The sequence below is a fragment of the Mesorhizobium sp. PL10 genome (assembly GCF_053714315.1).
Genome location: NZ_JBSKBR010000002.1, coordinates 276834 through 302608, shown reverse-complemented (window position 1 = coordinate 302608; position 25775 = coordinate 276834). Strand labels below are relative to the sequence as shown.

The window sequence follows — 25775 nt, the reverse complement described above, 5'->3', positions numbered from 1 at the left end:
GAAACAGTAGCGCGGGCTTCTTACCTGCGCGCTTAAGAAAGTCGGTTAAATTTTGCTGATCTCGGTGGATGGTTATCGGAATGAGACCAGCCACAAGATGTTGAAAGGATTAGATAACCTTACCGGGATTCATGATGCCGGCCGGATCGAAGGCCGCCTTCACCCGGCGCATCAGTTCGATCGCCATTGGCGGCGCGGTGGCGATCAGTTCATCACGCTTCAACTGGCCGATGCCGTGTTCGGCCGAGATCGAGCCATGGAAGGAGCGCACGACATCGTGCACGGCATGGTTCATGGCGTGGTAGAGGCCGAGAAACGCTTCGTCGTCACCCCCCTGCGGCCGGGAGATGTTGTAGTGGAGATTGCCGTCGCCCATGTGGCCGAAGCAGACGACGCGTGCTTGCGGACTGACCGAGGCAACGGCTCCCGCAGCCTTGGCGATGAACGCGGGGATGGATGCCACCGGCACCGAAATATCATGCTTGATCGAGGCGCCTTCGGGCTTTTGCGAATCCGGCAGCACCTCGCGGAAATTCCAGAACGCGTCGCCCTGCGCCAGACTTGCCGCGATCACCGCATCGCCGACAATGCCTTGCTCGAGGCCTTCCGACAGCACTTCCTCGATCAGCCCTCTGGCGTCCTCGGCCGAACGGCCGGATGACACCTGCATCAGCACATACCAGGGCCAGACCTCGGCCAGCGGCCGGGTGACGCCCTGCGCGTGGCGCAACGTGAAATCATAAGGACGCTGGCCGATCAGTTCGAAGGCAGTGAGTGCCGCCCCTGCCCGGTCCATCGCCAGGCTGAACAGCGAAAGGGCTGCTTCCGGCGACGACAGGCCGGCAAAGGCGACTTCGCGCCCCTTGGGCTTGGGAAACAGTTTCAGCACCGCGGCGGTGATGATGCCGAGCGTACCTTCGGCGCCGACAAACAGGTTCTTCAGATCGTAGCCGGTGTTGTCCTTCTTCAGTTTGCGCAGGTCGTCGAACACCTCGCCGGTCGGCAGCACCACTTCGACACCGAGGCAAAGTTCGCGCGCATTGCCATAGGCAAGCACGCCCGTGCCGCCCGCATTGGAGGACAGATTGCCGCCGATCTGGCAGGATCCTTGCGCGGCAAGCGACAGCGGAAAGAGCCGGTCGGAGGCATCGGCCGCTTCCTGCAGCGTCTGCAGGATGACGCCGGCCTCGACGGTCACCGTGTTGGAGAAGACGTCGATCTCGCGGATACGGTTCAGCCGCGACAGCGACAGCACGATCTCGTGACCCGACGCGTCGGGCACCTGCGCGCCGACCAGCCCGGTGTTGCCGCTCTGCGGCACGACAGGCGTTCCAGTCTCGCTCGCCAGCCGCATGATCCGGCTGACCTCGTCGACACTGCCGGGACGCAACACCAGCCCTGTCCTGCCGTGCCACAGCCCGCGCCGCTCGATGAGGTAAGGCGCGATATCGGCCTGGCCGCGCAGCGCATATTTGTCGCCGACGATTGCGGCGAAGCGGTCGATGAGGGCGGGATCGAGATCGAAGGGCTGGTCGTTCATGGGCAGAAACTATGGCGCTCAGTCGAGCTTGTCACGGGGGGCGGCGGCGCGAAAGAGCCGATCGTTGATCGCCTCGCCCAGGCCCTCGAACGGGATCGGTTCGACGGCGATCGTCGCCGCGCCACTGCGGTCGAGTTCCTGCAAATAGGCGAACAGATTGCTTGCGGCTTCGCGCAGGTCGCCTGACGCGGACAGGTTGCGCAATGCGACGGCCGCTTGCCAGCCTTCCGCGCGGTCACCGCCAAAGGCGAGCAAGGCCTCTCCTTTAGCCACGCTTTGCGCATTGAGGCGCACCGATGCGCCCGGCGCATAGTGCGACGCCAGCATGCCTGGCGCCTCGATCCCGGTCGTCGCGCCGCGCAGCAACTTGGTGCCGACGGCGGCCTCGATGTCGGCCGCGGCAATGCCGCCCGGCCTCAGCAGCCGCACAGTGTCGCCTTCAACCTTGAGAATAGTCGATTCCAGCCCGACCGGGGTCGCGCCACCATCGACCACGAGCCGGATTTTGGCGCCGAGATCGGCCGCCACGGCTTGCGCCGTCGTGGCGCTGATCCTGCCCGAAGAGTTCGCGCTGGGCGCGGCCAGTGGCCGGCCGAGCCTGGCGATCAGCTCACCGCCGAACCCCCTGGGCATGCGCAGTGCGATCGTATTTAGCCCCGCCGTGACCAGCGGATGGATGCCGTTGCCGGCTCGCTGCGGCAACACCAGCGTCAGCGGCCCCGGCCAGAACGCCTGGGCCAATCGTTCCGACAGCGGGTCGAAGGTCGCAATGCGCTCGGCCATCGCCAGATCGGCGACATGGGCGATCAGCGGGTTGAAGCGCGGCCGGCCCTTGGCTTCGAAGATGCGGGCGACGCCGACGCCATTGGTGGCGTCGCCGGCCAGTCCGTAGACGGTCTCCGTCGGGATGGCGACGACGTCGCCGCCCTCAAGCAGCGCCAGCGCCCGCTCCATCGCTTCGCTGACGGGTAGTATCTCAGCCACTCGCATCACCTCACAGGCGCCGGACCTAGTACGGCAGCGATTTTCGGGCAAGCCGGCGTTGGTGAATTATCAATGCCTAAAATGCTATGTTTCTCCGCAAGCCGGCATCAATCCACTGGGGTTAAGGCTTTCTGGGTCAAGGCTGGCGGCTTGTTGGGCAAGGGGATGGTTTCAATGTCGATGCGTATGCTTGGAGCGCTTGGTTTTACCCTGGCGGCGGTGACCGGTGGGGCACAGGCCTCGTCGATCGTCTTTCTCGGCGTCTCGACCTCGACGCCATCGGTCATCAAAGTCGGCACACCCGAACCGATGAAGGTCGCGTCGTCGCCATCGATCGTGGCGCTCGGCGATGCCCAGCCCGATGTGACTTATGAAAAGGTCGCAGCGATCCCCGAGAAGCCCAGGCATGGCCAGGGCCCGATGATCATTCGCGGCGGCATCGTCGGCGGCGCCTTCGCCGCGCCGACTCCCGCCAAGGCGAACGCTGCAGCAGCACCGGCAGCGGAGACGAAGCCTGGAGCAGAGACCGCACCGGCCGGAACTGCTACGGCGTCGAATGGCAAGCCCGAGTCGCAGCCGGCTGCTGCGCCGCAGGCAGCGGCAACGCCGCAGCAGCCGAGCCAGGGCGTCGGCAAAGCCGAGTAGGCCATTCCGCTTGACGTCGATCGGCGCCTCGGCGCACGATCGTCTTGTCGGCGACGGCCCCAATTTCGCCCATCGGGTTTGGCATGAGCGCGCCGGGTTCTAGGAGAGCGAGGGGTTATCATGAACATGACGAAATCATTGAATGTTGCCGGCCTATTGCTGGCGTCATTTCTGGGCATTGGCAGCGCGCAGGCCGGTGACGACATGCTGGGATCCTACGTTGCGCGCATTTCCGATCGCGACCACCATGCCAGCGACGGCTATGAGCTGAGCAGCGCGGCACAGATGGTGCGGCAGGACCGCGCCAACTGGCACAAGTTCCACCGCCGCGACGCCGACGACCAGGGCGACGACTGGTTCCGCGGCAACGACGACCGCGCGTATCTGGAGCGCATGCTGAAGCACAGCGGCGTCATGAGTTCCTCGACACGGAACGCCATCGTCAATGGCGAGCCGCTGATCCAGGTCGACGTCTATTCAGACAGCGTGCATGTGAGCATTTTGGAGGATTGACTTCGTCAACCTCGGGAGGACTGACAAAGTCAGCCTCGGGAGGACTGACGGAGTCAGTTCCGAACAAGAAAGGGCGGCTTGTGAACGCCGCCTTCTCGTTGATGTCGATCGACTGAAAGCTCAGGCGGCTTCTTCCTTGTCGTCGTCCGACTCGTCTTCAGACTCTTCTTTGTCGTCGTCATCGTCGTCGGACTCTTCTTCGCCAGCGTCGCCGGCTTCGGCTTTCACGCTGTCGTCGTCTTCGCCGTCTTCATCCTCGTCGTCTTCGTCTTCCTCGTCGTCATCGGATGAGGCGGTGGTTTCTTCGCTTTCTTCCTCGTCCGTTTCGTCGCCTTCCTCGTCGTCATCCGACAGGTCGGCGGCCTCGACCGCCGTGGCAGCGGCGTGGTCAAGAACGTTTTCGGAAGCGGATTCAAGCGCCTCGGGAGTGCCCGAGGTTTCTTCTGTCACTTCGATGTCGTGAGCGGAATTCATGGAAGCCTCCGTGGGGGTTGGGAACCTGTCCTTTTTGCCACGGAGAGATCATCGCCATATGACTGTAAGCCGGCTCGAACGGCTGGCGGCGGAGAAAATTTTCTGGCTTTTCCCCGTCCCTTAGCCAGCTATCTTGGAAAAATCCGCGACCTGATCGGTGGCTGCGCGGATGCGGGCGAGCAGCGCCAGACGGTTGGCGCGTACGGCCTGGTCCTCATCATTCACGAGAACGCGCTCAAAGAATGAATCAACGGGTTCACGCAACACGCTAAGCGCCAGCATGGCGGCGGAAAAGTCTTCCTTTTGAATCGCTTCGCCGGCTTGCTTCTCAGCCTGATTCACCGCGGCAAACAGCGACTTCTCGGCCTCCTCGCGAAACAGCGCCGGCTCAACAGTCGCGGCGATGGCCGTTTTCTTCTTCTCCTCGGCAGCCAGAATGTTGGCCGCGCGCTTGGTGCCGGCCAGCAAATTCTTGCCGTCCTCGGTGTCGAGGAAGGAGCCGAGCGCTTCGACGCGGCGCACGATCTGAAGGAGGTCGTCCGCCTGCGGCGTTATCACAGCGTCGATGAGATCGTGGCGGGCGCCCTGATCGCGCAGATAGACTTTCAGGCGGTCGTGGAAGAAGGCTAGGAGGTCAGCAATAAATGGCGACAGCGACGCCTCCAATTCCATCATGCGCTGACCGTCGAAGAACTCTCGTTCCTGGTCGGCAGAGCCAAAGGTCCGTGAACGTGCGTCGGCCAGCCCACCCTTCAGCAAGTCGGAAATCAAGCTTGCTTCCGACAACAGCTGACTTGTTCCCTTGTAGTCGCGGATACGGGAGTCGAGCATCGCGACAACACCGCGACTTTCCGCCCCTTCGCCCTGCTGTTCATATGCGGCGAGTGCGGAGGAGACTGCCGCCGCAATGGCGGTGCCAAGCGAAAGCTTGAGCTTGTTTTCCAGAATGATTCTCACCACGCCCAGTGCAGCGCGGCGCAGCGCATAGGGATCCTTCGACCCGGTCGGCTTTTCATCTATTGCCCAGAAGCCAACCAGCGTATCAAGTTTGTCGGCCAGCGCTACGGCAATCGACACGGGATCGGTCGGCACGCGGTCGGATGGGCCCTGCGGTTTGTAGTGTTCCTCGATTGCTGCGGCGACGGACGGATGCTCGCCCTGCAGCAGCGCATACTTGCGGCCCATGGCGCCTTGCAGCTCGGGAAACTCACCCACTGCTTCGGTGGTCAGATCAGCCTTCGCCAGCACCGAGGCACGCCCGGCACGCTCGCGCAGGTATTTCTGCTCGGCGTTGAGGTCGTCGGCCGACAGAAGCTTGCCGTCGAAGAATTTCGGCTGCTTCGACAAGCTGTCGGCGATCTCTTGCGCCAGCCGCTTGATCCGTTCTACCCGCTCGCCCTGCGTGCCGAGCTTGGCGTGAAAGGTGACGTTGAGATGGTCGAGACGGGCCATGCGCTGGTCGAGCGGCTTTTTCAGATCGAGCCCGAACTTTCTCGCCGATGCCTCGAGCTGCTCCAGATCGGGCAGATCGCCCTGGTCGGTCCTCCAGAAGTACAGAGCATCCGACAGGCGCGCGCGCACCACCTTGCCGTTGCCATGCGCAATCTCCTTGCCGCCGTCCCTGGCCTCGATGTTGGCGGTGAGGATGAAGCGGCTGGATAGGTTTTCGCCGTCGCCCTGCGGCCGGGTGACGAAGCATTTCTGGTTGGCGCGGATGGTCAGCCGGACCACTTCGGCCGGAATGGCAAGAAAGGCCTGCTCGAATTCGCCCATCAGCACCACTGGCCATTCGACAAGGCCCGACACTTCTTCCAGCAGCCCTTCATCCTCGACCAGATCGAGCCCGTTGGCGAAGGCAAGGTTGCGGGCATCGGCCAGGATGATCTCCTTGCGCCGGTCGCCATCGAGCACGACCTTGGCAGCTTCCAGCTTGGTCACGTAATCGTCGAAGCGGCGCACGGTGATTTCGTCGGGCGCCATGAAGCGATGGCCGTAGGTGACGTTGCCGGAGCGAATGCCGTCGATCTCGAAATCGACCACCACCGGCTCCTCGGTCTCGGGGCCGAAGGTGCACAGGATCGTCTGCAGCGGCCGCACCCAGCGCAGCGAGCCGGGCTTGGCCGAAGCCGGCCCCCAGCGCATCGATGTCGGCCAGGGGAAGCTGCGGATGATGGCCGGCACCAGCTCAGCGATGATCGCTTCCGCCGCCCTGCCCGGCTTCGAAATATGGGCGACGTAGAAATCGCCCTTCTTCGAGTCGGAATGGACATGCGCCTCGGTAACCGAGGCAAGGCCTGCCTTGCGCAGAAAACCCTGCACAGCCTGTTCCGGCGCCGTCGTCGACGGCCCCTTGATCTCCTCGTGGATGTCCTTCGAGCGCGCGGTCAGGCCCCTGACGTCGAGCGCCAGGCGCCGCGGCGTCCAGTATTCGCGCGCGGCCTCATAGGTCAGACCCGCCTCGACCAGACCGTCGGTCAGCATCTTCCTGAGATCGCCCGCCGCCCTGCGCTGCATGCGCGCGGGGATTTCCTCGGAGCGAAGTTCTAGTAGCAGGTCAGGCATAGGTTCGGCTCGTGCGGGAGAATGGTCCGCGCGGGGCATAGCAACTCGGCTGGCCGCTGTCACCCTTTCCAGAAATTTTGACCGCCCTGTCGGGACGAGCGGACCCCACCCGTCCTTGGATCAAAGATTTCCATGAACCAAACGCAGCGCTGAAGCGACCAACGCTCAGGCAGGGACCTATTGGCTGAACGACCATGAAAACGGCATCGAGACTTCTCCAGATACTCGCACTCAGCGCCTGTTTCGCCGCGCAGGTGCATGGCGCCTTCTCGATGCCGGGTGTGCGTCAGGCAATGCGCACGATGGCTGGGGCGAGCGGCCAGAACACGCCTGACGTAACCTACACCGTTTCCCTTTCCGCCTAGGCGGGATCCGGCTGCTCCGAGATCTCCTCCATTGCTGCCACCGGCTGGGCCGTCTGCCGTTGCGAAATATCCTTGACAACCTCCAGAAAGGCCAGGCTCAAGAACACGCTGACGACATCGGAGGCTATCATCGCCAGACTTGCATTCTGCAGTTCCGGGATTTGCTCTGCTTTCACGGTGAGCCGAAATGCGATCCGGTCGAAAATGTTTGAGGCGAGCCAGACGAACCACCAGATCGTCAATATGCCCGGCGCCGACTCTGTCTTCCAGCTTTTCGATCCGCCGCTCGCCCGCCAGATCTCAGCCATCGCCTGATACGGCTTCCAGAGATTGGCGACGGGGATGAAATACCAGCCGATCGCCCAATTGGGCGTGAACTCCATATCCGTGGCGCCAAGCGCCCTGGCGTTCTTGTTGGCCAGCCTTATCCAGGCAAGGATGCTTATTCCCGCCACCAGCCAAAGAATGACCTGGATGATGCCGACAATCCTCTGCCTGTTGTCGCTCGAATCGGCGGCCGCCGAAACGTCGTAACCCAGGCTTCCAGTTCCGCTGCCGATGTCGACCAGAAGCTGGAACTCGAAATAGCCGGACACGACAGCGATGACATCGACCGCTATGAGGACCCACAAGATACGGATCACCCAAGCGGTGCTTGCCGAGAAGTCCTTGAAGATGCTCACGTCAGCCCGCTCCTCATCCGCGCCCTGCACAAGCTAGACGCGCAAAGGCCGACGCTCAAGCGGACAGCACCTTATCGGTAGGTCAGGCCGCCAGTCCGCCGGCCTGGGTCATCAGGAACGCCTCGCCGCAGGCTTTCGCCAGATTGCGCACGCGCAGGATGTAGCTCTGCCGCTCGGTGACGGAAATCACGCCGCGCGCATCGAGCAGGTTGAAGACGTGGCTTGCCTTGATGCACTGGTCATAGGCCGGGAAGACCATGCGGTGCATCGGCAGATTGTCGTTCGAGGCTGGGGCGCCGGCCGCGAGCAGCGCCTTGCATTCGGCTTCGGCATCCTCGAAATGCCTCAGCAGCATGGCGGTGTTGGCATATTCGAAATTGTGCCTGGAATATTCCTGCTCGGCCTGCAGGAAGACCTCGCCATAGGTAACCTTTTCGGCGCCATCGCGGCCGTTGAAGTTCAAGTCGTAGACATTGTCGACGCCCTGCACATACATGGCCAGCCGCTCCAGGCCGTAGGTCAGTTCTCCCGCCACCGGCGCGCATTCGATGCCGCAGACCTGCTGGAAATAGGTGAACTGCGAGACTTCCATGCCGTCGCACCAGCACTCCCAGCCGAGCCCCCAGGCGCCCAGCGTCGGGCTTGCCCAGTCGTCCTCGACGAAGCGGATATCATGCAGCAGCGGATCGACGCCGATCGCCTTGAGCGAGCCGAGATAGAGCTCCTGCAGGTTCGGCGGATTGGGCTTCAGGATCACCTGGTACTGGTAATAATGCTGCAGCCGGTTGGGGTTTTCGCCATAGCGGCCGTCTTTCGGCCGGCGCGAGGGCTGCACATAGGCGGCGTTCCAACCCCTGGGGCCAAGCGCGCGCAGCGTGGTTGCCGGATGAAAGGTGCCGGCGCCGACTTCCATGTCGTAGGGCTGCAAAATCACGCAGCCATAGGCGGCCCAGTAATTGTGCAGGGTCAGGATCAGCCCCTGGAACGAACGGCTGGGATGCATATGGTCTGTCGACACGGCGGCCTCGGAAGCGCAAAAATGAAGCCATTCCCTAGTTGCCGAGCCTGCAAGCGTCAAGGCAGCGCCTGCCGCACTGTGCCTTCAGAGGTTGAACGCTTTGCTTCCGGCTGGCCCATTGCCGGAAGGCGCTGAGCGCCATTTGCTCGGGCAAGTTCCAACGACAAAGATTCCGCCATGCCCGCCCAGTCCATCGTGCGCCCCCTCAGCCGGCAGGATTATGAGCAGTGGCTGCCGCTGTGGGACGGCTACAATGCGTTTTACGAGCGCTCCGGCCCGACGGCCCTTGCAGGCGAGATCACCGCAATGACCTGGTCGCGCTTCTTCGATGCCTATGAGCCGATGCATGCGCTGGTGGCCGAGAGCGAAGGCAAGCTTCTCGGCCTTGTCCATTTTCTCTACCACCGCTCCACGACGGCGATTTCGCCGAACTGCTATCTGCAGGACCTTTTCACCAATGAGGCGTCGCGCGGCAAAGGTGTCGGCCGGGCGCTGATCGAAGGCGTCTATGAGCGTGCGCAAGCTGCCGGGGCGGGCCGCGTCTACTGGCTGACGCATGAGACCAACCACACGGCGATGAAGCTTTACGACAAGATCGGCGAGCGCTCGGGGTTTGTCGTCTATCGAAAGCTCTTTTGATGCTGTTCTGAAACGAAAACGGGGCTCAGCGAGCCCCGTTTCATTGGACGTATGGCCGTTTCACCCTTTCGGCGCGGGCACCACAGGCTTGACCTTCGGAGTTTCCTGCGCGGTGTTGGATTCGATCGGTGGCAGGCCCTTCATCAGCTTCTGCTGCAAGGTGGCAAGCACATCCGGATCGGGCTTCAGGTCGCGCGCCTGGTTCCACTGGAAGGTGGCTTCGAGCTTGCGGCCGACGCGCCAGTAGGCATCGCCGAGATGGTCGTTGAGCACCGGATCTTCCGGCTTCAGCGACACGGCGCGCTCCATTTCGCGCACGGCGTCGTCGAACCGGCCCATGCGGAAATAGGCCCAGCCCAGCGAATCGACGATGTAGCCATCGCTCGGCCGCAGGTCGACGGCCTTCTGGATCATCGCCAGGCCTTCCTTGAGGTTCATGTTCATGTCGACCCAGGAATAGCCGAGATAGTTCAGCACCTGCGGCTGGTCGGGGAACAGTTCCAGCGCCTTGCGGAAGTTCGGCTCGGCCTTCGGCCATTCCTTCAGCCGCTCATAGGCGATGCCGCGCTGGTAGAAGATGTTCCAGTTGGCATTGGTCGGCGTCTTCAGCGCCGCGACCGCCTTGTCGTAGAGGTTGGCGGCGGAGCGGAAATCCTCCTTCGAGGCATAGACCCCGCCCAGCGCCAGATAGGCGCGCATGTCGTCGGGGTGGGCGTCGACGAAGGCCTTCAGATGGGTGATCGCCTCATCGTGACGGTTGAGATCGGCAAGGTTGAGGCCGAGTTGCAGGTCGGAAAGCTCCTTCAGCGGCGAGGAGGCTGGAATGCGGCGATAGAGCGCAATGGCGCCTTCGCCGTCCTTCAGCTGCTCCGCAACGGCGGCAAGCTGCACCAAAGCGGCGTCGCTGTCGGGCTTCAGCGCCAGCGCATATTGCAGATAGAGGCGCACGAACGGCTCGCCGCCACCGCGATTGAGCGCGATGGCGAGGTCAAGCAGGATTTCGGACGCGCCTTCCGACGGGCTGGAGACAAAGGGCTCGATCTTGTCGCCCTTGCTGATCTTGTCGCGAAGCGCCTGGATGTCGAGCTTGCCCGGCGCGAAGGCCTCGGCCTTGTCGAGCACGTAGAGCGCCTTGTTCTTGTCGCCCTTGCGCGCCAGGAAAGAGGCATAGGCCTGGGCGCTGCGCATCCATGTCTCGGGCGCGGCGCCGCCGGCCGTGGTGTCGGTCAGCGTCGCGTCGTAGAGCGCATCGGCCTTGTCCGACATGCCTGCGGCATCGGCGATCAGCGCGCGGTGGAAGGACTTGAACAGGCCGAACCAGTCCGGCCCCTGCAGCTTGTCGATGGAGGCCATCGCCCCGGTTGGGTCGCCGGCGCCCTCTTGTGCCCAGCCGGACATGACGCCGGAAATCAGGCGATCGAGATCGGATTCGAGCGACAGCTTGAGCCAGTACTGCGCCTTGGTGAAATCCTTCTTGTGGAAGGAATCAACCGCCAGCGCCAGTCGCGAGAAGCGCTCGACATCGGGAACTTCCTTGAGCTTGTCGGCATAGACAAGCGATTCCTCGAAGCGCCCCTGCGCGATCAGCGACAGCATCAGGCTTTGCTGCAGCGAGGTGTCGCCGGGATTGAACGCCAGCGCCTGCTTGTAATAGGCAATGGCATTGTCGAGGTCGTTGTCGCCTTCGGCGATGCGGGCGGCGAGATAGGCGCCCGAGAAGGAGGTGATCTTGACCGGATCGGTCGATTCCTTGGCGTAGGCGGGCAGCGGAGAAATCGCCATCCCTGCCACAATTGCCAGCCCCGCGAGCCAGCGCGCACGTCCTTGCCGCATCGTATCCCTTTCAGCCAGACACGACCCGCACATAAGGCGGGACCGCCATAGACTCGATGTTTCCGGACAAAGCATGGCCTTTTTGGGGTCAGGCTTCAATCCAGGCCGAATTCACAATCGGGTCACCCGATTAACAAACCATGGCAACGCACACACTGTCGGTTCGGGATAATAGCAGATCAGGGTTGGGAGCTACAGCCTGACATCGCGATATCCGCCTGCCGCGACAGTGGTGCACAGGCCTGCCCACTCGCAACCCTGGCAGGCCTCACGCGGCACACCGGCTGAAAAGGCCGCGCGCAGGCTGGCCAACGTTGCTGCGTCGAGGCCGAAGCGGGAACCGGCCCGGATCGGCCGGGCCAGCAGTTTGCCGACGTCGCGTGCCGCCAGCTCGTCCCGGCCGGCGGCGCTTTCGCCCAAACAATGGGATTCTGCCGCGCCGAGCATCGGCTGGCAGATGTCGTCCGGGCCGGAGACGATCAGAACGTCCTCGCCCCGGCCAAGACGTCTCGCGATCGCGTCATAATTGGCGACGAAGGCTGCGCTGTACCCTTTGCCGACATAGGTCAGCAGGCAAAGCAGATGATGGGAGCGCAGCCTGACGGTCATCGGTCCTTACGATGCTTTCCCGGCCGACTCAGCCTTGTTGCCGGAAAACAGCTTCAGCGTCGCGGCGCCGAGCGCCGATTTCAGCAAGCCGCCGACAAGGAAGGGCAGGAAACCGAAGGTGACGGCCTGTTCGAGGCCGATCATGATGGCGAGCCAGGCGGTGCCGAGAACCAGGCAGGCAAGGTTGCCGAGGATCATGGCGGCGAAGGCCAGCATTACCCGGTTGCCGTTCCAGCCGCGCTCGGCCAGCCAGCCGACAAGCGCGCCGACAAGCGGGAAGGCGAAGAGGTAGCCGGCGGTCGGGCCGGCAAAGTGCTGGATGCCGGCGGCGCCGCCCGATAGCACCGGGAAGCCCACGGCGCCCTCGACGAGCCATGCGGCGATGGTGATGGCGCCAAGCCGCCAGCCATAGAGCGCGCCGATCAGCGTCACGGCGAAGGTCTGCATGGTCACCGGCACCGGCACCATCGGCACTTCGATGTAGGACGACAGCGCCAGAAACAGCGTGCCCAGGACGACGGCTCCGACCTGCCAGCCAAGCGAGCGGGTCTGCAGGCGCAACGGGCTGAAGGATGGCTTGGAGGGCGAAAAGGCGATGTCGGTCATGGCGGCTTCCCTGGTTGATTGTAAATTATAGATAATTTTGTTGTTCGATCTATTATCGAATCCATATTTGCGCAGAGATGGCAACCCCTCGAGTCAAAAAGCTTTGGAGAATGTAGCCCTCTCGGAGATGCCGGAGGGACAGCACCCCCCTCTGGCCTGCCGGCCATCTCCCCCGCAAGGAGGGAGATCAGCAGTTCATCCGACGGCGCTTTTCCTGCGACTTTGGCGATTGGCGAAAGCATCCGCGACACTCGATCTCCCCCCTTGCGGGGGAGATGTCCGGTAGGACAGAGGGGGGGTGTGAAGGATCGCTATCGACCGGGAGTGGTCCGAGATACCAAAGGCTTCCAGGTTTCTCGCTGCCGCCCCCTATCCGACAATAGCAAACGCCTCGCGCATCTTGCCGGAGGCGGTCCTGACCGGTTTCTGGCCGATCCACTGCACATGCCGGCCAAGAGTGGCGGCGGCCGATTCGATGTTGCCTTGCCTAAGCGCGCTCAGGATCGCGCGGTGGTCCTGGTCGGTGCGGATTTCCCATTCCGAGCGCCAGGCGGCGAACAGGAAGCGGGCGCTTGCCGCATGCAAATCGTCGATTGTGGCGATGAGCCGCGGCATGCCGCAGGGCGCCAGGATCAGCCGGTGGAAGCTGCGGTTGGCCTCCTCCCAGGAGCGGACATCGCGGGATTTGTCGCCGGCCTTTGTGGCTTCCTCGGCAAGGTTGAGAATGGCCGCCGTCAGATGCGGCGCGGCATGGCGCAGCGCCAGAACTTCAAGCGCGGCCCGCATTTCGGCGACTTCCCTGACCTCACCGAGATTTAAAGCGGCAACGCGCACCCCTCGCCTGGGCTCGCCGATCGCCAGCCCTTGCGCCTCGAGACGCCGGAAAGCCTCGCGCACCGGGACATGGCTGGTCTGGAACTCCTCGGCGATATGATCCTGCCGCAGCCGGGCCCCCGGTTCGATCGCGCCCGATATGATGCGGTCGGCCAGCACCTTGCTGATGCGCACGGCGATGGTGTCGTCTGCAGTCTTTGCCATGTTTTATAGATAATTTGACGCGCGCCGCTTTGTCGAGACGGCCGCTGTGTGATTTCGCGGCAAGCGCGCTCGACGGTCAGTTCACCCGGCTGATGCAGAAGTCGATGACGTCGATCAGCGCCGATTTCTGCGGCGTCGCTTCCAGCGGCGCCAGCGCATCGCGGGCGATTTCGCCGAAATGGCGGGCGCGGCCGATGGTGTCGGCAATGGCGCCATGGCGGGTCATCAGGCCGATCGCCTTTTCCAGCCCGGCATCGTCGGTGACATTGTCCTCGATGGCGCGTTTCCAGAAAGTGCGTTCGGCCTTGGTGCCGCGTCGGTAGGCGAGGATGACCGGCAGCGTCACCTTGCCCTCGCGGAAATCGTCGCCGACATTTTTTCCCAGCTCCTGGCTGGAGCCGCCATAATCCAGCGCATCGTCGATAAGCTGGAAGGCAAGGCCGAGATTCATGCCGTAGGAGCGCAATGCGGCGCGATCGTTGCGCGTCGCCAGCGCGATGACCGGACCAACCTCGGCGGCGGCGGAAAACAGTGCCGCGGTCTTGGCCTTGATGACGGCGAAATGCTCGTCCTCGGTGGTGTCCAGGTTCTTGGCGGCGGCAAGCTGCATCACCTCGCCCTCCGCGATGATCGAGGCGGCGCTGGACAGGATGTCGAGCGCTTCTAGCGAGCCGACATCGACCATCATGCGAAAAGCCTGGCCGAGCAGGAAATCGCCGACCAGCACGCTCGCCTGGTTGCCCCAGATCATGCGCGCCGTCTTCTTGCCGCGGCGCATGCCGCTCTCGTCGACGACATCGTCGTGGAGCAGCGTGGCGGTGTGCATGAATTCAACCGAGGTGGCGAGCTTGACGTGGCCCTCGCCGGAATAGCCGAACATCTGGGCGGCGGCGAGCGTCAGCATTGGCCTGAGCCTCTTGCCGCCCGACGAGATCAGATGGTTGGCGACCTCCGGGATCATCTCGACGTCGGAGCCGGCCTTGGACAGGATCAATTCGTTGACGCGGCCCATATCGGCAGATGTCAGGTCGATGAGATCCTTGATGGAAGCGGGTTCCCGCTTCCCGTTTTCGATGTTGAGAACGACACCCACCAACAAACACTCCCGTCTTGATCACGCGTGCGACGGCACCCTGGTCCCGCCACAGACTCTAGGGCGGCACATACGGGCACGGCAAGAGGCGAATTGGCGCGGCTGGTGACGGCATGTCAGCCCTTAGAGCCGCTCCACGCTTTTCGGCACAATGCTCCAGCGTTTACATCAACGATACAACCTGCGAACTTCGTCCGATGATAGAACTCATCCGCACCAACGATGCCGTGATCATCTCTTTTGTCGAATCGCTGATGCGCGATGCCGGCATCGTCTTTTTCGTCGCCGACCAGAATATGAGTATTCTCGAAGGGTCGATCGGTCTTTTGCAAAAGCGCGTCATGGTCGATGCCGACCAGGCCGATCAGGCGCGGCGCATCCTGACCGACGCCGGGATTGCCAACGAAATCCGCCGAAAATAATGGCCGTGCCCGGCGCCGCCTCTGTCACCGATACGCCGGCCCACACGGTCGATGCGTTCCATCGCGGCCATTTCTGGCTGGTGCAGCCCACGACCGGCCACCGCGCCGGCATGGACGCCATGATGCTGGCAGCAGCTGTACCGTCAACCTTTGCCGGGCGGCTTGCCGATTTCGGCGCTGGCGCGGGTGCTGCGGGCCTGGCGGTGCTGTCGCGCTGCCCAGAGGCGCAGGTCGTGCTTGTCGAACGCTCGACCGAGATGGCGGGTTTCGCGGCAACCACACTCGCCCATCCCGGCAATGCGCATCTCGGCAACCGCGCTTCCGTACTGACAGCCGACGTCACATTGTCGGGCCGGGCGCGCACGCAAGCCGGCCTTGCCGATAATTCCTTCGACTTCGTCATCATGAACCCGCCCTTCAACGCCACCGAGGACCGCGCCACACCTGACCCGCTGCGCCGGCAAGCGCATGTCATGGAAGACGGGTTGTTCGAAAGCTGGACCCGAAGTGCGGCCGCCGTCGCCAAGCCGCGCGGCGGCCTGATCGTCATCGCGCGGCCTGAACAGCTCCGCGATCTCCTCGATGCCTTGTCGGGCCGCTTCGGCGACGCCGAGATGCTGGCCGTCCATCCACGCCCGCAAGCAGCGGCAATCCGCATTGTCGTGCGGGCGGCGCTCGGCGCGCGTGGAAAATTGTCGATCCGCCCGCCGCTGATGCTGCATGCCGAGACGGGCGATGGCCCGTCGGAGCGGACCGAGATGATCAACAACGGACTGGCGTCGCTGTTCGGCGATTGATTTTGGGTGAGCATGCCGTTGCCGCAAAGCGGCAGCGCGACATGCATTCGCCCCAAAACCGCGGCATTGCCGTTGGCCAGCAAATCCCTACATGCGTTGAAGCCACTGGAGACAGCCACATCGTGAAACGCCTTTTCAACCGCCTGCTGCCGAAATCCTGGCGCTCCAATGTCGCCACCATTCCGGTCATCAGGCTGCACGGCGCCATCATGGCCGGCGGCGGCCAGTTCCGGCCGACCCTGTCGCTCGCCTCCACGGCCGCTCTCATCGAAAAGGCATTCCTGTTCGACGCGCCGGCCGTCGCCATCTCCATCAATTCGCCGGGCGGTTCGCCGGTGCAGTCGCGGCTGATCTTCAAGCGCATCCGCGATCTCGCGGTCGAGAAGAACAAGAAGGTGCTGGTCTTCGTCGAGGATGTAGCGGCCTCGGGCGGCTACATGATCGCTGTTGCCGGCGACGAGATCTTTGCCGATCCATCCTCTATCGTCGGTTCGATCGGCGTGGTCTCGGCCTCGTTCGGTTTTCCCGAGCTGATGAAGAAGATCGGCGTTGAGCGCCGCGTCCACACCGCCGGCCAGAACAAGGCGGTGCTCGACCCGTTCAAGCCGGAGAAGAAGGAAGATATCGAGCGCCTGAAGGCGCTGCAGCTCGAGGTGCACGAGACCTTCATCGACCTGGTCAAGGAGCGTCGCGGCTCGAAGCTGAAGGACGATCCGGACCTGTTCACCGGCCTGTTCTGGACCGGCAAGAAAGGGCTGGAGCTTGGCCTCGTCGATGCGTTGAGCGACATGCGCACGGTGCTGAAGACCCGGTTCGGCGCGAAAACCCAGCTCAGGCTGGTCACCGCGCCGCGTGGCCTTTTCGGCCGCATCGGCCTGTTCGGCTCGAACTTTTCGGCGCCCGATATTGCTGCCGCCGCCGCAAGCGGCGTGATCGATGCGGCGGAAGAGCGCGCATTGTGGGCGCGCTTCGGGCTTTGAAAAACCAGGGAAAGCGTCTAGCATAACAATCTGTCTGACCCTACCCGGCCGCCTTTGCCGCCTTGCGAGGGAGGAGTTTTGAGATGCCGCAGATCATTTTCTTCGCAGTCGTCGGCGCCGTCGCTTATTTCGGCTACCGCACCTTCATCCGCGAAGCCGAGCGCGTGACCGCCAAGGTGCGGCGCACCGAAAAGCAGGCGGCCAACGGCACCAACGGCACGCTGGTCCAGGATCCGAAGACCGGCGAATACCGCCTGGCCAAGGACTGAGCATCATCCCGCCAGCAGCCGACACTGTGGATGCCGCAGCCCGGACATGGCTTGCGCCTGCCAAGATAAATCTGGCGCTGCATGTCACCGGCAGGCGTGCCGACGGCTATCATCTGCTTGAAAGCCTCGCCGTTTTCACCCGCTTCGGCGACAGGGTGGAGATCGAGCCAGCCGAGGCCGACCAATTCTCCGTGTCGGGCCGTTACGCGACTTCTGTGCCTATCGACGACAGCAATCTGGTGGTGAAGGCGCGCGAGGCGCTGCGCCGGCAGGCCGGCAAGCAGAGCACACCGGTTGCCATCCGGCTGGAAAAGAACCTTCCGGTCGCCTCCGGCGTCGGCGGCGGTTCGAGCGATGCGGCGGCGGTGCTGCGCGGCCTTGTCCAGACCTGGGGTCTCGACATCGGCGAAGCCGAACTGGCGCGGATTGGCCTCACGCTCGGTGCCGATGTGCCGATGTGCCTTGCGGCAAAACCGCTGGTCGCGCGCGGCGTTGGTGACGAGCTGTCGCTCCTGCCGGATTTTCCCGCGCTCGCTTTGGTGCTGGTCAATCCCGGCGTAGCCGTCTCAACGCAGGACGTGTTCAACGCACTCGAGAAGCGCGACAACGAACCACTGCCGCCGCTGCCTCGCAGCTTCGACTTCCATAGCGTCCGCAACTGGCTGGAGATCACCCGCAACGATCTTGAGGCACCGGCGCAGGCGATACAGCCACCCATCGGCAGGGCGCTTTCGCTGCTGAATAGAGCCGGGTCGGGCTTTTCGCGCATGTCGGGGTCCGGCGCGACATGTTTCGGGCTGTTCGAGACCGGCAATGTCGCCAAGCGCGCGGCGGCCGAGATCCGCAGCCGCGAACCGGACTGGTTTGTCGCGGCGACACGAAGCATCGCTTCGGAGGGAACCGATGGCCAAAATTGACGAGGGCCGCCCGTTCATTCCGGTGCGCATCGCGGTGCTGACGGTGTCCGATACGCGCAGCCTCGCAGACGACAAATCCGGCCAGACCCTGGCCGACCGCATCACCGAGGCCGGCCATATTCTCGCCGCCCGCGACATCGTCACCGACGATCGCAAGAAAATCCGCGACAAGGTGCTGGGCTGGTCGCGCGACAAGGATATCGATGTCGTCATCACCACCGGTGGCACAGGCTTCACCGGCCGCGACGTGACGCCGGAGGCGCTGGAGCCGATCTTCGAAAAGCGCATGGATGGCTTTTCCGAAGTGTTTCATCGCATTTCCTACGACAAGATCGGCACGTCGACGGTGCAGAGCCGGGCGACCGGCGGCGTCGTCAACGCCACCTTCGTCTTCGTGCTGCCGGGTTCGCCCGGCGCCTGCAAGGATGCCTGGGACGGCATTTTGAAGCCGCAGCTCGACTATCGCCACATGCCCTGCAACTTCGTCGAGATCATGCCCCGCCTGGACGAGCATCTCAAGCGCGGCAAGGCCGGCTCGTAAACCAAGGCAAAGTGCCGGTCGCACGCCGCCTATCTCAAGCCGAATGACGCCTGGACCTTCGAAGGGTCATTTCCTGCAGGCTGCCAGGAGGGTAATCTGTCGCCGGGTCTTCAAGGCGGAATACGATGAGCGCGTACACGGGCGGCTGCCATTGTGGCAACATCCACCTGACGTTTGAAACCGGGATCGAGCCATCGCAGATGGAGATCCGCGCCTGCCAATGCGCGTTCTGCGTCCGGCATGGCTCGCGCGCTGCCGCCGATCCGCAGGGTCGGTTGATCGTCACGGTCGAGGACGAGGCGCGGTTGCACCGATACCGGTTCGGATTGCGCACCGCCGACTATCTCATCTGCCGGGACTGCGGCGTCTATGTCGCGGCGGTGACCACCGATGGCGGCGACCCGAGGGCGATCGTCATCGTCAACGCATTGGACGACCGGCCGCGGTTCAGCGGCGAGCCGGTCGCCATGGATTACGATGCCGAGAGCCGCGAGGGCCGCATGGCCCGGCGGCAGGCGCGTTGGATGCCGGTCGAGATCCTGATCAGCGGATGACCGGTTCGCCGTGGAAGCGGCGGCGCGAGGGCGGCGACACGCCGAAGCCGACTTCCATCATCAGCCGCGGCGTGCGTGACGGCACGGTGCCCATATGGAAGCCGAACGGATCTTCGACAAAGCCGAGACCTGCCTCGCCGGTCAACGTGACCGGGCTGTCGTCGCCATAGACCTTGAGCACCTCTTGCGCCGAATGGCCGACGAGCAGCGTCAGCTGGTGCTTGAGGCTGCGTCGCCTGTGGCTGCCTTTGACATAGACATGCGGGCCGGTGCCGGCATCGCAGGGTTTCAGATAGAAGAAAAATTTCAGCATTCGCCAATCGTCGAGATCGAAATGGTATTTGCCGAGCGAGGCGAGGTTCTTGTCGGCATCGGAGGCCTCGCCGGTCGGAAAACTCCACCAGACGCGCGTCGTGATCAGCTTTGCCTGCCCGCCCAGATAGTGCTGGGCGATGTCGAGCAGCAGCGGATCGTTCTGGATGGCGAGTGCCGCGTTGCAGCCGAGGATGCGCTCGAAATAATGGCCACTGAGCAGGGAGCGGCCGAAACGCTTCTCGGCCTCGGCATGATCCCCGGGCATGAATTCGAGCCGGCGGTCGAAATTGCCGAAGCACGGCGTGCTTTGCGCGAAACTGGTGATCTCTTCGTGGACAGCCTGCGGCAGGACCAGACCGGAAAACAGCCCGTCGGACCGGAGCGCCTCGACGACCGAATTGAGGTCGACGCCCCTGAACATCGTAGCCCCGGTATTTTGCGCCGGGCGGGTGGCTTTGGCGCCCAGCCAGTGCAGGCGCCGCCCCGGCATGGTGCGGGCCAGCATGAACATCGGCAGCCAGGCCGGGTTCTCGCGCAGATCGGACAGATAGGTCGGGATGCGCGCGGCGATGCGGCGGAACAGGCTGCCATTGCGGGCAATGGCCTCGAGGCTGGCGGTGCCGGATTTGTCAGGCGTCGAAAGGTTCATTGGGGTCCTCGGTTATGAGCGCGGCACCGACGAAATGTCGGCTGCTCACCGCCCAAGCATTACCCAAACCCAAATGTCCCGCATCAGGGGAATGTTATCCCCGCGTCAACTTTTGTGCAATGCACAATAACGACGAGCTAAAGTAACAAGTTTTGACATCGCTCTCGCCTGCCGACGCGGGAGGACAAGACATCACTTGGCCGGAGCCACCCAGATCTCGGCGTCGAGCCGCCTGGTGGCAAGGCCGTGCGCGAGGGCTTCGGCGCTGCGCGCGTTCTTCGACAGGGACGTCGCCTGCCGCTTGCTGATGACCAGTCCTTCGGCCAGCGCCCGGTTTCCCTGGAGCATCCGTGCCAGGAACGGCCTGCGGCTGCCCCGGGCGCGGGAAAAGCGCGCCGGCATGGTTTGCCGCGCCGTGTGAGCGACAACGTCGTCGATCCAGCCCTCGACAAGCCGTGCGCCGGGTTCCAGCAACAGCAGCCAGTCGCCTTTCGCCTGCCTGATCCCGGCAGCGATGCCGCCGGCGACGAAGTGGCAACCGGCATGATCGGCGACCCGTTGCGTCTGGTCGGTCGAGCCGGTGTCGCAGACGATGACGTCGCGCACCACGCCCTCGACCGCGCCGCCGATCAGCGAGGCGAGCGTGCGGGCAAGGCCCTCTTCGTCATCATGGGTTTCGATGAGAACGCTGAGCATTTCAGCGCAATAGCGGAAAGCCTCGCGGAGCGCCAGTTTGGCATCGCGCGGCAAAAAAGTTCTTGCTTTGTTCTCGTCGGCAAAATAGGATTATTTTCATGAACAGAACGATTCGACAGCCGGCCGACAGTCCCTGGGAGAGGGCGAAAATGGAACATATCGTGCGTGCGGACATTGCAGCCTTCGGAGCAGGACGAGCCGAGATGGCCAATGCGATGATCGAACAGAGCGGCATGCGCGTCCGTCCGGACCGCAACCGCGGCCGTTCTGCCGGGATCAACCCGTCCGGCCGGTTCGAACCCGTCAGCCGGCATGTGTTCGACGATGGCTGGAATTCGCTGGAGGAGCTGCCGCCGTTCAAGACCGAGGTGCAGGTCGAGAAGCCGCGCATCATCATCACCCGCAACGAATCGCCCGACATCTCCTTCGACCGGTCGATCAACCCCTATCGCGGCTGCGAGCACGGCTGCGTCTATTGTTTCGCCCGGCCTACGCATTCCTTCATGGGCCTGTCGCCGGGACTGGATTTCGAATCGAAGCTGTTTGCCAAGCCGGATGCGGCGCGGCTGCTCGACAAGGAACTGTCGAAGGACGGCTACCAGCCGCGCACCATTGCCATCGGCACCAATACCGATCCCTACCAGCCGATCGAAAAGCAGTATCGGATCATGCGTGAGATTCTCGAAGTGCTTGAGGCGCGCGGCCATCCGGTCGGCATCGTCACCAAATCCCATCTGGTGACGCGCGACATCGACATCTTGTCGCGCATGGCCGAACGGGGCCTGGCCAAGGTGGCGCTGTCGGTGACGACGATGGACCGCATGCTGGCGCGTACCATGGAGCCGCGCGCATCGACACCGACCAAGCGGCTTGAGGCAATAAGGCAACTTTCGGATGCAGGCATTCCGGCCTCGGTGATGGTGGCGCCGATCATCCCCGGCCTGACCGACCAAGAAATGGAGCGCATCCTCGATTCGGCCCGCGCCGCCGGCGCCCGCGAAGCCGGTTATGTCATCCTGCGCCTGCCGCTCGAGGTGGCGCCGATCTTCAAGGACTGGCTGCTGCGCCACTATCCTGACCGCTACCGGCATGTGATGTCGCTGATCCGGTCGATGCGCGACGGCAAGGATTACGATTCGGAATGGGGCAAGCGCATGAAAGGCGCCGGACCCTATGCCTGGCAGATCGGCCGACGCTTCGAGATCACCGCCAAGCGGCTCGGCCTTAACGCCGAACGGCGGACGCTGAGGACCGACCAGTTCGTCGCCGCCGCCAATGCGACAGAGCAGCTGATGCTGCTCTGAAGATACTTCTCCTGCCTGCCGTCTTCGGCCGGGCAGGAAACAAGAATCCCGTCCGGCCTGTCCCCCGGCCTGCAGACGGTGCCCTCCCGGTCTTGCCCCATTCGACCCTGGAGGGACTTGCGGAGAATCGGAGCCGATGCGAACCTCGCCGCAACATGGCTCGCGCGCGTTCCGATTCTCCGCTTCTTTTCGAAATCGTCGAGAAGCCCGACTTCTCCTTCGAGACGAAGGCGATGGCTGAGGGCCTGTGGCCGGTGGCGGGCATGGACGAGGCCGGCCGCGGTCCGCTAGCCGGGCCTGTGGTTGCGGCAGCGGTGATCCTCGACCCCGCCAACATTCCCGACGGGCTCGACGATTCCAAACGGCTCAACCATTTGCAGCGCGAGGCGCTGTTCCTGAAAATCCTCGGCTCCGCGCTCGGCGTGTCGATGGCCTCGGTGAGCGCCGAAGGCATTGACGGCAGCAATATCCTCAAGGCCAGCCTGGAGGCGATGCGCCGCGCCCTGGCCGGCCTGCCCATCCAGGCGAAGCTGGCGCTGGCCGACGGCCGCGACGTGCCGCCGGGTCTCCTCTGCGAGGGCCGCGCCTTGGTCAAGGGCGACCAGCGCTCCCAGTCGATCGCCGCCGCGTCGATCGTCGCCAAGGTGATGCGCGACCGGATGATGTGCGGCTGCGGCAGCCACCACGAGCGTTACGGGTTCGAGGTCCATATGGGCTACGCCACGGTCCGCCATCGTACCGCAATTGAGGCGCATGGACCGGTGGCAAGACTGCATCGGGCGTCGTTCGCGCCGTTCCGGCTGGGCGGCGTTGAGGTGGCCGAGGAAGAGAGTTTCGCCGGGCTGGAGTGAGAGCTAATCTCCACCCTTGTGGGGCCCCCACGAGGGGGAGATTGGCAGTTCCTGCGCCGCGCCTCCCTTCGTCAGCACCCAACAAAAAAGCTGCCAGGTTGCCCGGGCGGCTTGATGTCTGCGACTGAAACAATCGCTCAGTTGAGCTTGGCCTTCACATCCTGCAACGCGGACTTGAAAAAATCCGCGCCGGCCTTGGCGTCGACCTTGGCCGCAAGCAGCGTGCGGGCGGCCTCCACGGCGATGTCGACGGCGCTGGCGCGCACCTCGGCGACTGCCTCGCGCTCGGCCTGGCCGATCTTCTGCTCGGCAAGCGCCGTGCGGCGGGTGACATAGTCCTCGGTTTTCTTGTGCGCTTCGGCGGCAAGCATCTCTGCCTCGCGCTTGGCAGCGGCGACGATTGCCGCGGCCTCCTGCTCGGCTTCCTTGCGCTTCTTCTGATATTGGCCGAGCAACTGCTGGGCCTCGTCGCGCAGCTTGCGGGCCTCATCGAGCTCATTGCTGATTTTGGCGGCACGGGCGTCAAGCGCCTTGGCGATCACCCCCGGTACCTTGATGTAGACGGCCACGCCGAGGAAAATGACAAGGGCGACGGTGGCCCAGAGTGTAGCAAGCGATGTGGCGTCCATGATGTGCTCCTCAGCGGGCCACGGATTTGACGGCAGCCGCGATCTCGGCCTTGCTGGCCTTGCCGCCGACAAGCGCGTCGACGATTGCCGAAGCGGTGTCCTCGGCGATCGTGCCGACTTCCTTCATGGCGTTGGCCTTGATGGAAGCGATGCTGGCCTCGGCCTCGCCTAGCTTCTTGTCGAGCGCGGCTTCGACCTTCTTCCGAGCGGCCTCGGCTTCGGCCTTGGCCGCGTCGTTGGCCTGCTGGCCGATCGCGTTGGCGCTCGCCTTGGCTTGCGCCAGCTCCTGCTCGTAAGCAGCAACGGCAGCGTCAGCCTCGCCCTTCAGCTTTGCGGCCTGGTCGAGATCCTGCGTGATGCGATCGCTACGCACGTCGATAATGCCACCAAGGCGCGGCATCACCACCTTCTTCAGGAACAGATAGAACAGCCCGAACGTGATCGCCAGCCACAGAAGCTGCGACGGGAACGTCGCCGGATCGAATGGCGGGAACGCGCCGTGCGCCTCGGCGGGCACGCCGGTGCCGGAATGCGTGTCGCCTTCCGTGCCGGTGTGGGCGCCTTCAGCGGCGGGTGCGGACTCTTGCGCAAAGGCAGATGTCACGAACATGGACTATCCCCTGATATCAGGCATGGCCGCAGGAATGCGGCCATGCCAATTCTTCCCGATGCTTGTCCGACCAATAGCTGGCCGAAACAGGGCTCAGCCGAACAGGGCGAGAAGGGCGATGAGAAGCGAGAAGATGCCCAGAGCTTCGGTCACGGCGAAGCCGAAAATCAGGCGGCCGAACTGGCCATCGGCTGCCGACGGATTGCGCAGGGCGCCGGCCAGGTAGCTGCCGAAGATGTTGCCGAGGCCAATGCCCGCGCCGCCCATGCCCAGGCAAGCGATACCGGCGCCGATGTACTTTGCTGCTTCTGCGTCCATTTTAAAACTCCTTTAGATCTGTAATTCCGTTGCAATTCAATCCGGCGACCAGTGTCGGAAACGCTGGGGCCGGAAACTCTCGATCAGTGCCCGGGGTGCAGGGCGTCGTTCAAGTACATGCAGGTCAGCACGGCAAAGACGTAGGCCTGCAGGAAGGCGACCAGCAATTCCAGGGCGGTCAGTGCGACAGCCATGGCCAGCGGCAGCACCGAACCGGCGACGCCGACGGCGCCCAGCGCGCTCAGGCTGACGACGAAGCCCGAAAACACCTTCAGTGTGATGTGGCCGGCCAGCATGTTGGCGAACAGACGAACCGAGAGGCTGACCGGGCGCGACACGAAGGAAATCACTTCGATCAGCACCACCAGCGGCAGCAGGAAAACCGGAACGCCATGCGGCACGAACAGCTTCAGGAAGCCCAGGCCGTGCTTCATGAAACCGTAGACAACCACGGTTCCGATCACCAGGGCTGCGAGGCCGAAGGTGACGATGATGTGGCTGGTGACAGTGAAGAAGTAGGGGAAAAGGCCAAGCAGGTTGGCGACAAGAACGAACATGAACAGCGAGAACACGAAGGGGAAGAACTTCATGCCTTGCGTTCCGGCGGCGTCGCGCAGCATGTTGGAAACGAACTCGTAGCCCATTTCCGAAACCGACTGCAGGCGCCCGGGAATAAGGCTGCGGCTCGAGGTCGAGAGGTAAAGAAACGCCGATGCGACGAGCACGGTCGCGACCATGAACAGAGCCGAATTGGTGAAGGACAGGTCATAGCCACCGATGTTGATCGGAATCAGCTTGACGATATGGAACTGGTGGATCGGATCGACCTTGTCAGCAGCCATTTACATCCCCGTCAAAGCCACGAACGGCTTTAAGTGTTCTTGTGCGCCATTGGCGGCGCCAGTTCATTCTTTCGGATCGCGCGACTTCTCGCTTTTTCCGAATTCCGCCACAACCCCCGCCGAACGCAGGACATTGAGCACGCCGGCGCCAAAGCCCAGCAACAAGCCGACGATCAGACCCCATGGCGAGGTTCCCGCCACACGATCCAGAAACCAGCCAAGGCCCACACCCACAACTATCCCGGCGATGAACTCGCTGGACAGCTTGAGCGCCTGGCCATATCCGGCCGTCGCTTTCGCGCCGTCATTCCCCTCTAGCCGATCCGGCCGTCTTGTCGCAAGCGATGCTCCAAGCTCGCGCCGACGGCGCTCGAGGTCGTCATCGCGGATGTCGGGTTCGTGCTTGCTGCCGCGGCCGGTTTCTCCGGTTTCGTCTGGCCCGTTCTTGTCGGCCATCGTAACCCCCCTGCCCGGTCAGA

At 63.5% G+C, this 25775-nt stretch carries 31 protein-coding genes; 13 read left to right on the top strand and 18 right to left on the bottom strand.

The genetic code is table 11. The features are described from left to right. Nucleotides 1-109: 109 nt before the first annotated feature. Together ACWGTO_RS05020 and ACWGTO_RS05015 are read right to left on the bottom strand one after the other, a co-directional pair. Complete coding sequence (locus ACWGTO_RS05020) at nucleotides 110-1540, bottom strand: FAD-binding oxidoreductase (RefSeq protein ID WP_454573757.1); 1431 nt, start codon at nucleotides 1538-1540, stop codon at nucleotides 110-112. A gap of 18 nt (nucleotides 1541-1558) precedes the next feature. After that, on the bottom strand, nucleotides 1559-2524 hold the full coding sequence (locus tag ACWGTO_RS05015) for an L-threonylcarbamoyladenylate synthase (protein WP_454573756.1): 966 nt from the start codon (nucleotides 2522-2524) through the stop codon (nucleotides 1559-1561). A 174-nt stretch (nucleotides 2525-2698) separates the two neighbouring features. Between ACWGTO_RS05015 and ACWGTO_RS05010 the strand changes: the two genes are divergently transcribed. Further along, on the top strand, nucleotides 2699-3169 hold the full coding sequence (locus tag ACWGTO_RS05010) for a hypothetical protein (protein WP_454573755.1): 471 nt from the start codon (nucleotides 2699-2701) through the stop codon (nucleotides 3167-3169). A gap of 120 nt (nucleotides 3170-3289) precedes the next feature. Next, nucleotides 3290-3682 carry a hypothetical protein gene (locus ACWGTO_RS05005; RefSeq protein WP_454573754.1) on the top strand — a complete coding sequence of 131 codons (393 nt, stop codon included), beginning with the start codon at nucleotides 3290-3292 and terminating at the stop codon, nucleotides 3680-3682. A gap of 120 nt (nucleotides 3683-3802) precedes the next feature. Here the strand turns inward: ACWGTO_RS05005 and ACWGTO_RS05000 are convergent, their stop codons facing one another. Together ACWGTO_RS05000 and glyS are read right to left on the bottom strand one after the other, a co-directional pair. Beyond that, nucleotides 3803-4156 carry an ATPase gene (locus tag ACWGTO_RS05000; protein WP_454573753.1) on the bottom strand — a complete coding sequence of 118 codons (354 nt, stop codon included), beginning with the start codon at nucleotides 4154-4156 and terminating at the stop codon, nucleotides 3803-3805. Nucleotides 4157-4276: 120 nt separating this feature from the next. Next, nucleotides 4277-6718: a glycine--tRNA ligase subunit beta gene (glyS, locus tag ACWGTO_RS04995; RefSeq protein ID WP_454573752.1), complete on the bottom strand. Its 2442-nt coding sequence runs from the start codon at nucleotides 6716-6718 to the stop codon at nucleotides 4277-4279. 194 nt (nucleotides 6719-6912) lie between these two features. On the opposite strand from glyS, the gene ACWGTO_RS04990 reads away from it, so the two are divergent. Then, nucleotides 6913-7083, top strand: a complete 171-nt coding sequence (locus ACWGTO_RS04990) for a hypothetical protein (RefSeq protein WP_454573751.1) — start codon at nucleotides 6913-6915, stop codon at nucleotides 7081-7083. Here the strand turns inward: ACWGTO_RS04990 and ACWGTO_RS04985 are convergent. Then, nucleotides 7080-7766: a DUF4328 domain-containing protein gene (locus ACWGTO_RS04985; RefSeq protein ID WP_454573750.1), complete on the bottom strand. Its 687-nt coding sequence runs from the start codon at nucleotides 7764-7766 to the stop codon at nucleotides 7080-7082. The two genes, ACWGTO_RS04990 and ACWGTO_RS04985, sit on opposite strands and share 4 nt — an antisense overlap. An 82-nt stretch (nucleotides 7767-7848) precedes the next feature. Beyond that, complete coding sequence (locus tag ACWGTO_RS04980) at nucleotides 7849-8769, bottom strand: glycine--tRNA ligase subunit alpha (protein WP_454573972.1); 921 nt, start codon at nucleotides 8767-8769, stop codon at nucleotides 7849-7851. 192 nt (nucleotides 8770-8961) lie between these two features. Here ACWGTO_RS04980 and ACWGTO_RS04975 point away from each other — a divergent pair, with 192 nt between their 5' ends. Next, on the top strand, nucleotides 8962-9423 hold the full coding sequence (locus tag ACWGTO_RS04975) for an N-acetyltransferase family protein (protein ID WP_454573749.1): 462 nt from the start codon (nucleotides 8962-8964) through the stop codon (nucleotides 9421-9423). A 60-nt stretch (nucleotides 9424-9483) separates the two neighbouring features. On the opposite strand, the gene ACWGTO_RS04970 is transcribed toward ACWGTO_RS04975, so the two are convergent. The 5 genes from ACWGTO_RS04970 to ACWGTO_RS04950 all read right to left on the bottom strand — a co-directional run bounded on the left by ACWGTO_RS04970 (nucleotide 9484) and on the right by ACWGTO_RS04950 (nucleotide 14602). Next, nucleotides 9484-11256: a tetratricopeptide repeat protein gene (locus tag ACWGTO_RS04970; protein WP_454573748.1), complete on the bottom strand. Its 1773-nt coding sequence runs from the start codon at nucleotides 11254-11256 to the stop codon at nucleotides 9484-9486. A 192-nt stretch (nucleotides 11257-11448) separates the two neighbouring features. Further along, the gene (locus ACWGTO_RS04965; protein WP_454573747.1) at nucleotides 11449-11865 is read right to left on the bottom strand and encodes a DUF1284 domain-containing protein; all 417 of its coding nucleotides are present in this window, start codon (nucleotides 11863-11865) and stop codon (nucleotides 11449-11451) included. 6 nt (nucleotides 11866-11871) lie between these two features. Then, the gene (locus ACWGTO_RS04960) at nucleotides 11872-12471 is read right to left on the bottom strand and encodes a biotin transporter BioY (RefSeq protein WP_454573746.1); all 600 of its coding nucleotides are present in this window, start codon (nucleotides 12469-12471) and stop codon (nucleotides 11872-11874) included. Between the two features lie 369 nt (nucleotides 12472-12840). Further along, nucleotides 12841-13509, bottom strand: coding sequence for a GntR family transcriptional regulator (locus tag ACWGTO_RS04955; RefSeq protein ID WP_454573745.1), 669 nt, complete (start codon nucleotides 13507-13509; stop codon nucleotides 12841-12843). 76 nt (nucleotides 13510-13585) lie between these two features. After that, nucleotides 13586-14602, bottom strand: coding sequence for a polyprenyl synthetase family protein (locus tag ACWGTO_RS04950; RefSeq protein WP_454573971.1), 1017 nt, complete (start codon nucleotides 14600-14602; stop codon nucleotides 13586-13588). A gap of 197 nt (nucleotides 14603-14799) precedes the next feature. On the opposite strand from ACWGTO_RS04950, the gene ACWGTO_RS04945 reads away from it, so the two are divergent. From ACWGTO_RS04945 to ACWGTO_RS04915, 7 genes are all read left to right on the top strand, one after another. Continuing rightward, on the top strand, nucleotides 14800-15024 hold the full coding sequence (locus ACWGTO_RS04945) for a putative signal transducing protein (protein WP_454573744.1): 225 nt from the start codon (nucleotides 14800-14802) through the stop codon (nucleotides 15022-15024). Continuing rightward, nucleotides 15024-15821, top strand: coding sequence for a tRNA1(Val) (adenine(37)-N6)-methyltransferase (locus ACWGTO_RS04940; RefSeq protein ID WP_454573743.1), 798 nt, complete (start codon nucleotides 15024-15026; stop codon nucleotides 15819-15821). The genes ACWGTO_RS04945 and ACWGTO_RS04940 overlap by 1 nt, the downstream gene beginning before the upstream one ends. A 122-nt stretch (nucleotides 15822-15943) precedes the next feature. Continuing rightward, entirely contained in the window at nucleotides 15944-16801 is an 858-nt protein-coding gene (locus ACWGTO_RS04935; RefSeq protein WP_454573742.1) for a S49 family peptidase, read from the top strand. Nucleotides 16802-16884: 83 nt separating this feature from the next. Further along, nucleotides 16885-17070: a hypothetical protein gene (locus ACWGTO_RS04930; RefSeq protein WP_454573741.1), complete on the top strand. Its 186-nt coding sequence runs from the start codon at nucleotides 16885-16887 to the stop codon at nucleotides 17068-17070. Between the two features lie 26 nt (nucleotides 17071-17096). Then, nucleotides 17097-17987, top strand: coding sequence for a 4-(cytidine 5'-diphospho)-2-C-methyl-D-erythritol kinase (locus ACWGTO_RS04925; protein ID WP_454573740.1), 891 nt, complete (start codon nucleotides 17097-17099; stop codon nucleotides 17985-17987). Further along, nucleotides 17974-18528, top strand: coding sequence for a molybdenum cofactor biosynthesis protein B (gene moaB, locus ACWGTO_RS04920; RefSeq protein ID WP_454573739.1), 555 nt, complete (start codon nucleotides 17974-17976; stop codon nucleotides 18526-18528). Before ACWGTO_RS04925 ends, moaB begins: the two co-directional genes overlap by 14 nt. Before the next feature lie 125 nt (nucleotides 18529-18653). Further along, the gene (locus tag ACWGTO_RS04915; RefSeq protein WP_454573738.1) at nucleotides 18654-19082 is read left to right on the top strand and encodes a GFA family protein; all 429 of its coding nucleotides are present in this window, start codon (nucleotides 18654-18656) and stop codon (nucleotides 19080-19082) included. Here ACWGTO_RS04915 and ACWGTO_RS04910 read toward each other — a convergent pair. Further along, the gene (locus ACWGTO_RS04910) at nucleotides 19072-20046 is read right to left on the bottom strand and encodes a hypothetical protein (RefSeq protein ID WP_454573737.1); all 975 of its coding nucleotides are present in this window, start codon (nucleotides 20044-20046) and stop codon (nucleotides 19072-19074) included. The two genes, ACWGTO_RS04915 and ACWGTO_RS04910, sit on opposite strands and share 11 nt — an antisense overlap. A 192-nt stretch (nucleotides 20047-20238) precedes the next feature. Next, the gene (locus tag ACWGTO_RS04905; RefSeq protein WP_454573970.1) at nucleotides 20239-20742 is read right to left on the bottom strand and encodes a glycosyltransferase; all 504 of its coding nucleotides are present in this window, start codon (nucleotides 20740-20742) and stop codon (nucleotides 20239-20241) included. 149 nt (nucleotides 20743-20891) lie between these two features. On the opposite strand from ACWGTO_RS04905, the gene ACWGTO_RS04900 reads away from it, so the two are divergent. Further along, nucleotides 20892-22046, top strand: a complete 1155-nt coding sequence (locus ACWGTO_RS04900; protein ID WP_454573736.1) for a PA0069 family radical SAM protein — start codon at nucleotides 20892-20894, stop codon at nucleotides 22044-22046. Between the two features lie 155 nt (nucleotides 22047-22201). Further along, nucleotides 22202-22897, top strand: coding sequence for a ribonuclease HII (locus ACWGTO_RS04895; RefSeq protein WP_454573735.1), 696 nt, complete (start codon nucleotides 22202-22204; stop codon nucleotides 22895-22897). A gap of 137 nt (nucleotides 22898-23034) precedes the next feature. Here the strand turns inward: ACWGTO_RS04895 and ACWGTO_RS04890 are convergent, their stop codons facing one another. From ACWGTO_RS04890 to ACWGTO_RS04870, 5 genes are all read right to left on the bottom strand, one after another. Next, nucleotides 23035-23526: a F0F1 ATP synthase subunit B gene (locus ACWGTO_RS04890; protein WP_454573734.1), complete on the bottom strand. Its 492-nt coding sequence runs from the start codon at nucleotides 23524-23526 to the stop codon at nucleotides 23035-23037. Nucleotides 23527-23536: 10 nt separating this feature from the next. Then, nucleotides 23537-24136, bottom strand: a complete 600-nt coding sequence (locus ACWGTO_RS04885) for a F0F1 ATP synthase subunit B (protein ID WP_454573733.1) — start codon at nucleotides 24134-24136, stop codon at nucleotides 23537-23539. Nucleotides 24137-24229: 93 nt separating this feature from the next. Beyond that, nucleotides 24230-24454, bottom strand: a complete 225-nt coding sequence (locus ACWGTO_RS04880; RefSeq protein WP_006206606.1) for a F0F1 ATP synthase subunit C — start codon at nucleotides 24452-24454, stop codon at nucleotides 24230-24232. 83 nt (nucleotides 24455-24537) lie between these two features. Further along, nucleotides 24538-25296 carry a F0F1 ATP synthase subunit A gene (locus tag ACWGTO_RS04875; RefSeq protein ID WP_454573732.1) on the bottom strand — a complete coding sequence of 253 codons (759 nt, stop codon included), beginning with the start codon at nucleotides 25294-25296 and terminating at the stop codon, nucleotides 24538-24540. Between the two features lie 63 nt (nucleotides 25297-25359). Then, nucleotides 25360-25752 carry an AtpZ/AtpI family protein gene (locus ACWGTO_RS04870; RefSeq protein ID WP_454573731.1) on the bottom strand — a complete coding sequence of 131 codons (393 nt, stop codon included), beginning with the start codon at nucleotides 25750-25752 and terminating at the stop codon, nucleotides 25360-25362. Nucleotides 25753-25775: the final 23 nt, after the last annotated feature.